Origin of the sequence: Enterobacter cloacae complex sp. 2024EL-00227, from assembly GCF_043945315.1 — a bacterium.
GTDB lineage: Bacteria > Pseudomonadota > Gammaproteobacteria > Enterobacterales > Enterobacteriaceae > Enterobacter > Enterobacter roggenkampii.
In genome coordinates this window covers 70,323-83,934 of sequence record NZ_JBIMQP010000005.1, presented here as the reverse complement: position 1 = coordinate 83,934, position 13,612 = coordinate 70,323, and the positions used below count along the sequence as shown (strand labels likewise).

15 protein-coding genes are annotated in these 13,612 nt (G+C 53.3%); 12 read left to right on the top strand and 3 right to left on the bottom strand.

Translation table 11 applies throughout. From position 1 onward, the window contains the following. Positions 1-16: 16 nt before the first annotated feature. Positions 17-1,081 (top strand): GGDEF domain-containing protein, encoded by a 1,065-nt coding sequence (locus ACHH0Z_RS10905; protein ID WP_023293335.1) that lies wholly within the window; start codon positions 17-19, stop codon positions 1,079-1,081. Positions 1,082-1,176: 95 nt separating this feature from the next. Then, positions 1,177-1,965, top strand: coding sequence for a siderophore-iron reductase FhuF (gene fhuF / locus ACHH0Z_RS10900; protein WP_045409185.1), 789 nt, complete (start codon positions 1,177-1,179; stop codon positions 1,963-1,965). 83 nt (positions 1,966-2,048) lie between these two features. Here fhuF and ACHH0Z_RS10895 read toward each other — a convergent pair whose 3' ends face one another. Beyond that, positions 2,049-3,395, bottom strand: a complete 1,347-nt coding sequence (locus tag ACHH0Z_RS10895; RefSeq protein WP_045409186.1) for a PTS sugar transporter subunit IIC — start codon at positions 3,393-3,395, stop codon at positions 2,049-2,051. A 328-nt stretch (positions 3,396-3,723) separates the two neighbouring features. On the opposite strand from ACHH0Z_RS10895, the gene ACHH0Z_RS10890 reads away from it, so the two are divergent. Further along, positions 3,724-4,182 (top strand): YbaK/EbsC family protein, encoded by a 459-nt coding sequence (locus ACHH0Z_RS10890; protein WP_008502085.1) that lies wholly within the window; start codon positions 3,724-3,726, stop codon positions 4,180-4,182. A 38-nt stretch (positions 4,183-4,220) separates the two neighbouring features. Here ACHH0Z_RS10890 and bglJ read toward each other — a convergent pair whose 3' ends face one another. Then, entirely contained in the window at positions 4,221-4,856 is a 636-nt protein-coding gene (gene bglJ / locus ACHH0Z_RS10885) for a DNA-binding transcriptional activator BglJ (protein WP_032622978.1), read from the bottom strand. After that, positions 4,853-5,590 (bottom strand): LuxR C-terminal-related transcriptional regulator, encoded by a 738-nt coding sequence (locus ACHH0Z_RS10880; RefSeq protein WP_008502087.1) that lies wholly within the window; start codon positions 5,588-5,590, stop codon positions 4,853-4,855. The genes bglJ and ACHH0Z_RS10880 overlap by 4 nt, the downstream gene beginning before the upstream one ends. Before the next feature lie 424 nt (positions 5,591-6,014). Here ACHH0Z_RS10880 and ACHH0Z_RS10875 point away from each other — a divergent pair, with 424 nt between their 5' ends. The 9 genes from ACHH0Z_RS10875 (at position 6,015) to opgB (ending at position 13,527) form a co-directional block, all read left to right on the top strand. Further along, positions 6,015-6,791, top strand: a complete 777-nt coding sequence (locus tag ACHH0Z_RS10875; protein ID WP_021240591.1) for a threonine/serine exporter ThrE family protein — start codon at positions 6,015-6,017, stop codon at positions 6,789-6,791. Further along, complete coding sequence (locus tag ACHH0Z_RS10870) at positions 6,782-7,255, top strand: threonine/serine exporter (RefSeq protein WP_020885295.1); 474 nt, start codon at positions 6,782-6,784, stop codon at positions 7,253-7,255. Before ACHH0Z_RS10875 ends, ACHH0Z_RS10870 begins: the two co-directional genes overlap by 10 nt. A gap of 67 nt (positions 7,256-7,322) precedes the next feature. Next, positions 7,323-7,964, top strand: a complete 642-nt coding sequence (locus ACHH0Z_RS10865; RefSeq protein WP_032654979.1) for a TetR family transcriptional regulator — start codon at positions 7,323-7,325, stop codon at positions 7,962-7,964. A 41-nt stretch (positions 7,965-8,005) separates the two neighbouring features. Next, on the top strand, positions 8,006-8,458 hold the full coding sequence (locus ACHH0Z_RS10860; protein WP_045409231.1) for a MarR family winged helix-turn-helix transcriptional regulator: 453 nt from the start codon (positions 8,006-8,008) through the stop codon (positions 8,456-8,458). 84 nt (positions 8,459-8,542) lie between these two features. Then, positions 8,543-8,971 carry an organic hydroperoxide resistance protein gene (locus ACHH0Z_RS10855; RefSeq protein WP_008502092.1) on the top strand — a complete coding sequence of 143 codons (429 nt, stop codon included), beginning with the start codon at positions 8,543-8,545 and terminating at the stop codon, positions 8,969-8,971. 148 nt (positions 8,972-9,119) lie between these two features. Then, positions 9,120-9,665 (top strand): primosomal protein DnaT, encoded by a 546-nt coding sequence (gene dnaT / locus ACHH0Z_RS10850; RefSeq protein ID WP_021240595.1) that lies wholly within the window; start codon positions 9,120-9,122, stop codon positions 9,663-9,665. Continuing rightward, positions 9,662-10,399, top strand: a complete 738-nt coding sequence (dnaC, locus tag ACHH0Z_RS10845) for a DNA replication protein DnaC (protein ID WP_008502094.1) — start codon at positions 9,662-9,664, stop codon at positions 10,397-10,399. The genes dnaT and dnaC overlap by 4 nt, the downstream gene beginning before the upstream one ends. A gap of 83 nt (positions 10,400-10,482) precedes the next feature. Then, positions 10,483-10,965, top strand: a complete 483-nt coding sequence (locus ACHH0Z_RS10840) for a DUF2501 domain-containing protein (RefSeq protein WP_021240596.1) — start codon at positions 10,483-10,485, stop codon at positions 10,963-10,965. A gap of 270 nt (positions 10,966-11,235) precedes the next feature. Next, the gene (opgB, locus tag ACHH0Z_RS10835; protein WP_045409234.1) at positions 11,236-13,527 is read left to right on the top strand and encodes a phosphatidylglycerol--membrane-oligosaccharide glycerophosphotransferase; all 2,292 of its coding nucleotides are present in this window, start codon (positions 11,236-11,238) and stop codon (positions 13,525-13,527) included. Positions 13,528-13,612: the final 85 nt, after the last annotated feature.

The following is a 13,612-nucleotide window of genomic DNA, read 5'->3' as shown; positions in this document are numbered from 1 at the left end:
ATAAAAACACGCGACTATGACATCACAATCCTGGCGGTCTTTGGTTCACAGAAAATATCAATTATCGTTACGTTTATTTTTATTTCTGAACGCAACCTCGGCAGTGTTCTCGGTAACAAATCCGCTCAATTCTGTACGCCTGTTTTCTGCCCCTCTGATTGCTATTTTCGCCATCAGTACTGGCCTGTTCGTCTGGCACTGGAGAAAGCGCGCGCGGAAGATAAATATTCCTGTCGTTTCAGCGATCTTCGGTATTTTATGGGCCTGGCAAATTGTCTCCAAATTCGCCTTAATTACTCAGGACCATGCGACGTATTTGCTAATTGCTCTTTTAACGGTACTTTTTATCGGCACGCTGGCGTTCGCCAGTAATATCAAAGCGTTTACGCTGCATTCATTGCCCACCTTTATTGTCTGCCTGTGGTTAAGCGATCACGATATATGGCTGCGAATGACCTATTCTTTCGCACTTCCTGTGGTGGCAATTGCTATTCATAACATTTTGCAAAGACGCAACGACCGTTTCGCTCAGGAGCTGCTCTCTCGCCTTCTGGAAGAACGAGAAACCCTTACCGACCTCAGTATGATGGACCCGCTTACCGGGCTCTATAATCGTCGCGGTCTGCAAAGCCGTCTGGAGAATCTGCCCACGGTAGAAAATGGCGAACACTTTGTCCTGCTGATGGATATCGACCACTTCAAAGCCTATAACGACCATTACGGCCATATGATGGGCGACCAGGCGCTGAAGCGCGTCTCTGCGGCAATCCGTGACGCCGTGCGTTCTCGCGATATTGTGGCGCGTTTTGGTGGGGAAGAGTTTATGGTGCTGCTGACCAACATTTCACTCGAACACGCTCGCCAGACGGCCGAGCGGATCCGTCAGAAAGTCTATGATTTGAAAATCCCGCATCTGTTTAACGAAAGCGTCGCGACAAACGTCACCATCAGCATTGGTATCGCCATTTTCGAGGATGAAGACGTGGAAGGCGCGCTGGAAAAAGCGGACAAAGCCCTCTATGAAGCAAAGCATATGGGACGCAATAACATTCTGCTAAGCGAAGAGATTCAGACGGCATAAACCTACCGACGAGGTCACCAGGACAAAAGTCTTGCCATTGGTATGAGCAATAGTTAGGATTGGCAATCATTATCATTTAGATTTCTATCTATACTATGGCCACGCATACCGCACACATCGTCGAACCTCTCCTCTGGCGAGCGCCGCTCACCAGCGGGAATGCTTCGCTTGCAGATGCGATACGGGAAAAGATTGCGGAAACGCGCGCCCACCTGCTGGACTTTATCCGGCTTGATGAAGCGCCCCCGTCCCACGCGATGACGCTCTCAGAGTGGCGCAAACCGTCTAAGCTGCAATCACTGCTGGCCACCTATTCCGACCATATTTATCGCAACCAGCCTACCCTTACGCGGGAAAATAAACCCCTGCTCTCCCTCTGGGCGCAGTGGTATATCGGGCTGATGGTGCCTCCGCTCATGCTGGCGCTGTTAACACAGAAGAGCATGCTTGAACTCTCGCCGGATAATTTCCACGTCGAGTTTCACGAAACCGGACGTGCTGCCTGCTTCTGGATTGATCTCCACGAAGACCACAGCGCTGAACGCCTCACTGCTCAGGAACGTATGGGGCGGCTCGTCACGCAGGCCCTGATCCCGGTGGTGGAAGCGCTGGAAGCGACGGGAGAGATTAACGGGAAGCTTATCTGGAGCAATACGGGCTATTTAATCCACTGGTATTTAACGGAAATGAAGCCGCTTCTCGGTGATGAGAACGTTGAGGCCCTGCGTCAGTCCTGTTTCTTTGCAAAGCAGCTTTCCGATGGCCGTGACAACCCGCTATTCCGTACCGTCGTGCTCCGTGATGGGCTTCTGGTTCGCCGCACCTGCTGCCAGCGCTATCGCCTGCCGGACGTTAAGCAGTGTGGGGATTGCACGCTGAAGTAGAGCAGTGATTTGCCCGGTGGCGCTTCGCTTACCGGGCCTACAAAAACAAAAAACGGCAACCTGGGTTGCCGTTTTGCTTTTACCTATGCCACCTGCTGATTGTCCTCTTCCGCGCTACGCTGCGCTTCTTTCGCTTCCTGCTCCAGCAGCTGCTTCTCATACACTTTGAAGAACGGGAAGTAGATGATCGCCGATACGCAGGCCAGAACCACAACCAGAATCGCCGCGCGGAAATCCCAGCCCAGGGCCCACGCTGCGCCTATCGGCGCCGGTGCCGTCCAGGGAACTACGGAGATGACGCGCCCAATCAAATCAAACGTCATCGCCGCCCACGCCAGCACGGCGTTAACCATCGGTGCCAGCAGGAACGGGATAAAGAACACCGGGTTCATCACGATTGGCGTACCGAAAATGACCGGCTCGTTGATGTTAAAGAAGCTGGGTACCACGCTCAAACGCCCGATAGAGCGTAAATGCGCTGAACGGCTACGCAGATAGCAAATCACCAATCCCATCGTGGCGCCCGACCCGCCAATCACGATAAAGAACGTCCAGAACGCTTCCATAAAAATATGCGGCAAAGGCTGACCGGCGGCCAGCGCGGTCTGGTTAGCGCCCAGGTTAGTCAGCCAGAACATCTGCAACATTCCGGAGACGATGGCGGCGCCGTGGATCCCGGCGAACCAGAGCAGATGACCAATCAACACGGCCAGCAGGATCGCAGGCAGGGAATCTGCCGCGGAAACCAGAGGCTTAAAGACCGACATAATGGCCTGCGGGATCAGCATGCCAAACTGTGACTGAATCACCAGGCTCAGAGGATAGAGGGTCACCACCACCACCAGCACCGGAATCAGCAGATCAAAAGAGTTTTTGATCATCGGCGGGACCTGGTCCGGCAGACGAATGCCGATGTTATGCGCTTTGAGGAAACGCATCATCTCAACGCAATAAATCGCCACCAGAATCGCGGTAAAAATGCCCGTTCCCCCCAGACTGTCGACAGGGAGCGTGCCTTTGGTTTTCGGTGCCGCGACCAGCAGAAACGCCATCAGCGACAGCATGGCGCACATAAAGGGGTCCAGCTGGTGAGATTTGACGTAGTGTTTGCCAAGGTTATAGGCAATGGCGGCACAGATATAAATGGACATGATGCCCATCGTCATATCAAACGGCGTCAGGATTTGGCCTTCAAACTGCTTCGCCATATCCAGCCAGGCGCGGGCGAAACCCCAGGTGGTATCAGGCGAAAAAGGTGGGTAAGCGAACACTAACAAAAACGAACCCACAATCATAAACGGCATCGCGGAGATGAACCCGTCACGAATCGCCATAACGTGACGCTGGGAAGAGATCCGCCCGGCTATCGGGCTGACGTAATTTTCGACGAAACGGAATATCAGATTAAACGCAGCATGGTTGGCAGACATGGCAGATCTCCTGTCAGACGTTTGTTACGGGCACATACGCGCCGCACGTTGTTCCATACATCAGCTTCACAACCTTGCTGGCTTGCCAACCAGCGGTACTGCTCAGACGAAATGGTTTCATATTTGGCTCTTATTATTGGATACAGGGGACGTTACGTACTCAGTATTAATCTACGCCCCGCGCTCTGCAACCGGTTACTGTAACCGGTTTCTGTGATTGTGAAGAGGATCCAGAAATCAGCCGTTTGGGGTATTTGTTACTTAAGAGATATTTACAGAGCATAAATTCTTATGACAGATTACGCAGGATATTTGTCAGGAGGAAACAATGAGTTTGCAGTCTGTACAGCAGTTTTTTGCCGACAACGCGCCGGATATAGACGTTATTGAGCTTAGTCAAAGTACTGCTACCGTTGCGTTGGCTGCTGCCGCCCATCGTGTCGAGCCGGGACAAATCGCCAAGACCCTGTCACTCAAGGTTAAAAATGAGGTGATCCTGGTGGTGGCGAAAGGCGACGCGCGTCTGGATAACAAAAAGCTCAAAGACACGTTCGGTGCCAAAGCGCGCATGCTCAGCAGTGATGAAGTGGTGACCATTACCGGTCATCCCGTTGGCGGTGTATGCCCGTTCGGACTGGAAAACCCGCTCGCGGTATATTGCGATATCTCTTTGAAGCAGTATGCCGAAGTGCTGCCCGCCGCAGGCGCAATTCACAGCGCTGTGCGCATTTCACCTGACAGAATGGCAGAACTGACTTCCGCAAAATGGGTGGATGTCTGTATCTGATTGACGCGCCAGAGTGTATCTGGCGCGCAAAAGACGGGTTATAAAAATGTGGGCGTGAGGAGAGCCAAACATTGCGGCTCTCTTGCAGGAAGATGCGTAATAATATCCGCCGCATCGAGCAACCCTACGTCTGAATTCACGCCCAGTTTCACCATCGCATTAAACTTATGTGCCCGAATGGTCTTAATATTCCGTTCAAGCTGTGCCGCGATTTCAGGGATGGAATACCCGCAGGACATATAACGCAATATTGCCCGTTCTGTGGGGCTTAGCATCCTGTTCTGACTCCGGTACCAGTGATTCAGCATATTGTCATTGATGCGCAGCGTTTCGCTGAGCAACTCCACAAGTTCCTTCTGCAGATGCTCAAGCGTCACTGATTTACTGACTACTCCGTGCAGGCGCGATGGCGAAAGATGGCTAATTAACCGTGCTTCCATCTCGTCAGAAACCAAAATGATGCGCTGGATATGACCGTGCGTAAACGCCAGATCCCGCAGGTGCGCCAGACAGTTACGGCGCTCCTCTCGCGCATCGGAAAGGGAGTAGATCAGTGAGAAAAAATTAACGTGATGAAGTGCATTCTTAAAACTGTCAAATTCACTAAACAGGTGTAGCTGATAATGGCTCAGGCCGGGCATCGCAAAAAGATGCTGTAGCCCGACGGCACTCATCGCGCAATTTTCGATGATGGCGATATGTCTTGTTGAATCGGTTTTTTCCATTCCTCGAACTCTCCATAGGCTGATAGCAAACTCAGCTCTCTCATTCCCTGTGTACTGTTGATCCAGGCATACATATCCGCATTACTTCGTAATGACAGCCGTCGCATCGCACTGTTTTTCTGCGCACTGATGGTTTTATTGCTCTTCTTGAGCAATGTGGCGATTTGGTTAATCCCCCATCCTTTCCCTAACAGACGCAGGACCTTACGTTCGGAGTGCGTGAGCGCGATAACGTGTTCATTTTCATTCTCCGTACTCTGTGGTTCCGGAGTTAATAACGTCTGGCTAATCCGCTCTGCCCGCTCGCTACCGGCCCGAATAGCGTTAACCACGCCTTCAATAGGCTCCATGTCAGAAAGCAACGTGCTTTCCGGGCGCATAAGTAACTCAACCGCAATAGGGTAAAGCGGCCGCGAGACTAAAAAGATCCAGTGAATATCCCGGTATTGATTCAATAAACCGTAATACTCTTCAAGCGCACCCCGAGGGTTCCTGTATTCGCCTGAAATATCGGCAATAATGACGTCCGCGCGGCGCAACTGGAGCAGCGTTAATTCCTGCAATGAGCGGCAATAGCTCAATTCAAATTCGGGGAAATGACGTGCCATCAGGCCCCCTAACCCGTTTTGCATCACGGGCATCCGGCTAATGACAACGCCATGCTTACCATGCAATGACAACATAGACCCTCCGTGTCCATTTTTCATTTGATGAGTAACGTTAAAACGCATCAACGTATGAGTATTTTCGTCCCTGAGTGTAAGACTGGTTAATACAAGCAGAAGATGAGATGTATGCTTAGTTTAAGAAATGCCTAAACAGCAGTAATATCTCACAAAGCGAAACAAAAATTAATTGTGGAGACATTAAAATAACGACAATATAAAATTAGAATAACTAAATACAAATATTTTATATTTTGGTATTTATAATTCATGGTATTGATAAATTAATCCCTTCCCCCTTCCCCCTTCCCCCTTCCACGACACGGACTGCAACTGTTTGCACAAACCTTGATCTGGCCCACAGCAAGAGGGACTGCACTCTGTGCTAAAAGTACCCACTATGGGTTAACAGATTGCTATCCATCTTTTTTCAGGACAATACATGCAGGCAGAGCGGTCAACGCAGCGTGCTATCACGCGGCTATGTATTCAGTGCGGTCTTTTTCTGCTCCAGCACGGCGCGGAAAGCGCGCTGGTTGAGGAGCTTTCCACCCGGCTGGGGCTGGCGCTAGGGATGGACAGCGTCGAAAGCGCAATCTCATCCAACGCCATTGTGCTGACCACAATCAAGGACGGTCAGTGCCTGACCTCCACGCGCAAAAACCATGATCGCGGCATCAACATGCACGTCGTGACCGAAGTGCAGCACATTGTCATCCTTGCAGAACATAAGCTTCTCGATCTCAGTGACATTGAAAAACGGTTCAACCAGATCAAGCCATTACGTTATCCGCGCTGGCTCGTCGTGGTGATGGTAGGGCTCTCGTGCGCCTGCTTTTGTAAGCTCAACAAAGGCGGCTGGGACGGTGCAATCATCACCTTTTTCGCCAGCAGTATCGCCATGTATGTTCGCCAGCTGCTGACGCATCGGCAGCTGCATCCGCAAATTAACTTCTGCATTACCGCGTTTGTCGCCACTACGGTTTCCGGTCTGCTGCTGCGCCTGCCGCAGTTTGCCAACACGCCGACCGTTGCCATGGCCGCCAGCGTGCTTCTGCTGGTCCCGGGCTTTCCGTTGATCAACGCTGTCGCCGACATGTTTAAAGGGCACATCAATACCGGCCTGGCTCGCTGGGCTATCGCCAGCCTGCTGACGCTGGCGACCTGCATCGGCGTGGTCATGGCCATGACACTTTGGGGGTTACGCGGATGGGCGTGATCGATTTTCTGCTGGCGCTGGCGCAGGACATGCTTCTGGCCGCCATTCCTGCCGTCGGCTTCGCGATGGTATTTAACGTACCGCAACGCGCGCTGCCGTGGTGTGCGCTGCTGGGCGCGATTGGCCATGGCTCGCGAATGGTGATGATGACGGCGGGTTTTAACATCGAATGGTCAACATTTATGGCCTCCATGCTGGTCGGCAGTATCGGCATCCAGTGGTCGCGCTGGTACCTGGCGCATCCCAAAGTATTCACCGTTGCGGCCGTGATCCCCATGTTTCCGGGGATATCGGCCTATACCGCGATGATTTCCGCGGTGAAAATTAGCCATTTCGGCTATACCGAGCCTCAGATGATCCTTCTTCTCAGCAACTTTCTTAAGGCGTCATCCATCGTCGGCGCGCTCTCCATCGGGCTGTCGATCCCCGGCCTGTGGCTGTACCGTAAACGCCCACGCGTTTGATATTTGTGTTATTTCGCTGCCGTGGAGATAATCCGTCTGGTCCGTTTGGTGAAAATAAGGAAAGGATGTGGCTAACCCTGGCAGCGAACACCCCGAGCACAGTGAAGAATCCAGCCTGAAAGAGAAAATCTTTCAGAGCGCCATCGCGCTTTTTGCCGAGTATGGATTGAACGGTGCAAGGATGGAGCAGATCGCAGAGAAAGCGGGCACCACCAAACGCATGGTGGTTTACCATTTCAAGAATAAAGAGAACCTCTATCTCCTCGTACTTGAACATGTTTACACCCAGATTCGCGCCAGTGAAAAAGCGCTAAGCCTGACGGGAATGCCCCCGGTCGAAGCGCTGGTCAATCTGGTTGAAGCCACCTTTGACTATCATGCCGACCACCCTGACTACATCCGGATTATCTGCATGGAAAACATGCAGCGCGGCCGCTTTATGCAGCAGTCGAGCTATCTCCGCCAGGTCAACCGCAGCGCGCTCGATCTGCTGGAGGAGATCCTGCGCCGGGGGAAAGAAAAACAGCTCTTCAGTGAGACGGTTGACGCCCGCGATCTTCATCGTCTGATAAGCAGCTTCAGCTTTCACTACGTTGCCAACAGCTACACCTTTACGCTGCTGTTTGAAGAAGGCGCAGACGAGCAGGCGCAGCGCCAGCACTACCGTAAAATGGCCGTTCGGGTGGCGCTCCGTTACACCTGCCCATAAAATTGCTTGCAATTAAATCGTACACTATCTATATTCATCTCATGAACGCGAAAACGAACGATGCAACCGCTGCGCTCAAGCTGGATAACCAGCTCTGCTTTGCCCTCTATTCGGCAAACCTGGCGCTTAACAAGCTGTACCGGCAGCTGCTGGCCCCGCTGAACCTGACCTACCCGCAATATCTGGTGATGCTGGTGCTGTGGGAGCAGGATGATATGACGGTGTCGGACATCGGTGAACGGCTGTTCCTTGACTCTGCGACCCTGACGCCGCTGTTGAAACGTCTGGAAAGCGCCGGGCTCATCAACCGCCACCGTTCGCGCAAAGACGAGCGTCAGGTCGCCGTCACCCTGAGTGAAGCGGGACGTGAACTCCAGCAGCAGGCATTGGGTATCCCCCATGCGGTGGGTTGCGCAGCGCAGTGTGATAAAGACACCTTGCTGGCACTCAAACAGCAGCTCGAACTTTTGCGACAACAGCTACACCGCGCGTAACGCTATACTTTACGCGTCATTATTTACCTATATATATCGCACGCTATTTAATAGCACGCATCTAAACAAAATGAGGAACCTGCCATGTCTTTAGAAAAAGTTGTTTATACCGCCAAAGCAAAAGCCACCGGTGGCCGTGACGGTCGTGCCACCTCCTCCGATGGCGTACTGGACGTCAAACTGGGTGTGCCAAAAGAGATGGGCGGCATGGGGGGAGACGTGACCAACCCTGAGCAGCTGTTTGCCGCGGGCTACTCTGCCTGCTTCCTGGGCGCGATGAAGTTCGTGGCCGCACGCGACAAATTTACCCTGCCAAAAGATGCCTTTATTGAAGGCGAAGTGGGTATTGGCCCGCTGCCTACCGGTTTTGGTATCGAAGCAAAACTGAACATCCATGTTGAAGGTATGGATCCTGCGGAAGCTAAAAAGCTGGTCGATGCGGCACACATTGTTTGCCCGTACTCTAACGCGACCCGCGGCAACATCGACGTCACGCTGAACATCATTGCGTGATAACTGCCTGATGGCGCTGCGCTTATTCGGCCTACGACTGTAGCCCCGGTAAGCGCAGCGCCAGCGGGGAAATCCCCTCCTTTCCTTCCCCCTCTCTGTGCTACCATAAGCCCATATCACGCCCGTAGTCATCAGTAGAGTAAGCGTTATGTCCTCCAGAATTCTGACCACCAGCATTGCTGGTATTGATGCCTTTATGCGCGACCCACGCGGCGTGTTGACCCACGCCGAAGGCGGCACGGTTGCGGTTTTTGCCGACAACGCGCCAGCGTTTTACGCAATCACACCGGAACGTCTGGCACAGCTTCTGGAGATCGAAGCGCAATTGGCACGCCCGGCAAGCGATGTCACGCTGGATACCCAGTTCTTTGATGAACCGGTTAACGTTCCCGTGACCGTTCCGATGGGTAAATTTGCCCTCTATGCGGGCTGGCAGCCGGATGCAGATTTTCAGCGGCAGGCCGCGCTGTGGGGCATTGCGTTAACCCAACCCGCCACAGCGGAAGAGCTTGCCGCGTTTACCGCCTGGTGGCAGGCGGAGGGTAAAGTGTTCACCCATATTCAGTGGCAGCAAAAGCTCGCGCGTCATCTTCAGATTACCCGCGCCGGCAACAACGGCCAGCCAAAACGTGATATCAATGCCTTTTCAGAACCGGATAAACAGATCCCCAGCGGATTCCGAGGTGCGAAATGAAGAACGTCGGCGACCTGATGAAACGTTTGCAAAAAATGATGCCTGCCAACGTGAAGCCTGCTTTCACCACCGGTGAAGAGCTGCTGGCGTGGCAAAAAGAGCAAGGCAAGATCCGCGCCGCCGCGCTCGCCCGCGAAAATCGGGCGATGAAAATGCAGCGCACTTTTAACCGTTCCGGTATTCGTCCCCTGCACCAGAACTGCTCGTTCGATAACTATAAAATTGAGACCACCGGGCAGATGAACGCGCTCGCCGCCGCGCGTCAGTACGTGGATGAATTCGACGGTAATATCGCCAGCTTCATCTTTAGCGGCAAGCCGGGCACCGGCAAAAACCACCTTGCTGCCGCCATCTGCAACGAGCTGCTTCTGCGCGGTAAATCGGTCCTCATCATCACCGTGGCCGATATCATGTCCGCGATGAAAGACACCTTCAGCAACCGTGAAACCAGCGAAGAACAGCTGCTTAACGATCTGAGTAACGTCGACCTGCTGGTCATCGATGAGATTGGCGTTCAGACGGAATCCCGCTATGAAAAAGTCATCATCAACCAGATTGTCGATCGCCGCTCCTCGTCCAAACGCCCCACCGGCATGCTGACAAACCACAACATCGACGAGATGACCCGCCTGCTGGGGGAACGCGTCATGGACCGCATGAAGCTGGGTAACAGCCTGTATGTCATCTTCGACTGGGACAGTTACCGCAGCCGCGTCACCGGGAAAGAGTATTAAGACAGTTCCAGGAATCGCCGACAGGTCGCAGGTATATACTGGAACCCCTTCGGCCCAAAACGGACCTTTTTGAGAGAGCCATGATGAAAAAACAGATTCTAATCAGCACCTTTTTAGGCGCGCTGCTGGTAACCGGCGCAGCGCAGGCGGCGTCCTGGCAGGAGTCCCTGTCAAGCGCAGCAAATGAGCTGACCAAAGAGAGCAGCAGCACGCAGGGCGGACTCTCCGCCTCTTCCCTCACCAGCCTGCTGGGCAACAGTTCCCAGAGCCTGAGCGCGGGGACGATGAACAACGCGGCGGGGATTCTGGAATATTGCGCGAAGCAAAAGCTGGCCTCCGTGACCGACGCGCAAAACGTGAAAAACCAGGTGCTGGGTAAACTGGGTCTGGATACTCAGGAGCAAAAAGCGGACACCAACTACATGGACGGCATTCAGGGCCTGCTTAACGCGCAGAACGGTCAGCAGCTTAACCTGAGCACCCTCGGCAACTCTTCTCTGGCCAAACAGGTGAAAACCAAAGCCTGCGATCTGGTGCTGAAACAAGGCGTTAATTTCATCTCCTGATCCACCCCATTTTCTGCCACAACACGCCGCGTTTAGTGCGATAGTCTTGCAGCGCGGCGCTAAATGAGCGTTTTTCCTGCCTGCTACCGTCTCAGCGTCCGTTTGTCAGGATGTGCACATCTTCATAAAAACGATTTTCTAAACCAAATCCTAACAACAGCACACTTTCGTGACACTAAAATTGCAGCTTAACGACATCGCAATTACATTGTATGACCCAAAAAATAAACAGTTAGCCAGCGAAGCACCTGGCGTCATGAGGATATGCTGTTGTCAGAATTCATGTCTCTTATCCTTTTTCTGGCTTCTGTCGGCGTTTACGCCTGGAAAGCTGGCCGTCACACCTGGTGGTTTATCGCCACGCTGGTGGTGCTCGGCATTTTTATTATTTTAAACATTACCTTATACGCCAGCGATTACTTTACCGGTGACGGTATTAACGATGCGGTGCTCTACACCCTGACGAACAGCCTGACGGGCGCAGGTGTGGGTAAGTACATACTTCCGGGGCTCGGCCTTATCGTCGCGCTGGTGATGATTTTTGGCGCGCTGGCCTGGGTGCTGCGTCGCCGTCGCCATCATCCACACCATCATGGCTACAGCCTGCTGGCGTTATTCCTGGCGCTGGCCTCCGTCGACGCCAGCCCGGCGTTCCATCAGATCACCGAGCTGGTGAAATCCCAGTCGCGCGATGGCGATCCGGATTTCGCGGCTTACTACAAAGAGCCGTCGAAAACGATCGCCAACCCGACGCTCAATCTGGTCTATATCTACGGTGAAAGCCTGGAGCGCACCTACTTTGATAACGATGCCTTCCCGGACCTGACGCCAGATTTGGGCGCCCTGAAAAATGAAGGTCTCGATTTCAGCCACACCATGCAGCTGCCCGGCACGGATTATACGATTGCCGGGATGGTTGCCTCCCAGTGTGGTATCCCGCTGTTCGCGCCTTTTGAAGGTAACGCCTCAGCCTCCATGTCGACCTTCTTCCCGCAGAATATTTGCCTCGGCGATATCCTGAAAAACTCCGGCTACGAAAACTATTTTATGCAGGGAGCAAACCTGCGTTTCGCCGGAAAAGATGTGTTCCTGAAATCCCACGGTTTTGACCACCTGTACGGCTCAGAAGAGTTAAAAACGACGGTTGCCGATCCAAGCTACCGCAACGACTGGGGCTTCTATGACGATACGGTACTCGACGAAACCTGGAAGAAATTCGAGGAGCTGTCCCGCGCGGGCAAGCGTTTCTCTCTCTTTGCACTGACGGTGGACACCCACCATCCGGACGGGTTTGTCTCGCGCACCTGTAAGCGCAAAAGCTATGAGATTGATGGCAAAAACAACAAATCGTTCAGCGCCGTCACCTGCAGTCAGGAGCACATCGCCGCACTGGTCGAGAAAATCAAAGCCTCGCCCTGGTTTAAAAACACCGTCATCGTCGTCTCATCTGACCATCTGGCGATGAAAAACAGCGCGTGGGATCAGCTCAACAAGCAGGATCGCAGCAACCTGTTCTTCGTCCTGCGCGGCGACCAGCCGCAGCAGGAGGAGATCGCCACCAAACGCAACTCCATGGATAACGGCGCCACCGTGCTGGACATTCTGGGCGGCGACAACTTTATTGGCCTGGGCCGCAGCACGCTGTCGGGGCAATCCCTGTCGGAAGTGTTCCTCAACATGAAGGAAAAAATTCTCGCCTGGAAGCCAGACATCATCCGCCTGTGGAACTTCCCGAAAGAGATGAAGGACTTCACCGTCGATCGGGATAAAAACACCATTGCCTTCTCGGGCAGCAACTTCCGTCTGCCGCTGCTGCTGCGCGTATCGGAAGGACGCGTTGAGCCGCTGCCGGAAAGCGAGTATTCCGCGCCGCTGCGCTACCAGCTGGCCGATTTTGCGCCACGCGATAACTTCGTCTGGGTCGACCGGTGCTACAAAATGGGCCAGCTTTGGTCTCAGCCGCTGGCGCTCTCGACCGACTGGTGCGTCTCGCAGGGCCAGCTTGGCGGAGAACAAACCGTGCAGCACGTGGATAAGGCGCAGTGGAAGGGCAAAACCGCCTTTAAAGATACGGTGATAGATACCGCGCGCTATCAGCGTAACGTCGACATGCTGAAAATCGTCGACAACGATATTCGCTACAAAGCGGACAGCTTTATCTTTAACGTGGCCGGCGCACCGGAGGAAGTGAAACAGTTTAGCGGCATCTCGCGGCCGGAGTCCTGGGGACGCTGGTCCAACGCGCAGCTGGGCAATGAGGTGAAAATTGAGTACACCCATCCCCTGCCGGAACAATTTGATCTGGTGATCACCGCCAGGGCCTATGGGCCTAATGCTAACAAGCCCGTACCCGTGCGCGTGGGCGATCGGGAGCAGACGTTAACGCTTGGAAACGACGTGAGCACACAAACGCTGCATTTTGAGAATCCTTCACGCAGCAATACCCTGGTGATTGTACCGCCGGACCCGCAGTCGACGAATGAGGGAAATATCCTTGGGCATTCGCCGCGCGAGATCGGAATTGGCATGGTCGAAATCAAAATCATCAGCAAAGCGGGCTAATGCACGTCGCGCCCGGCGTTCTGCCGGGCGCTTATGAAAATAAATAATCCTTTGTAAATCTTATAAAATAGATAAAAACACTTTA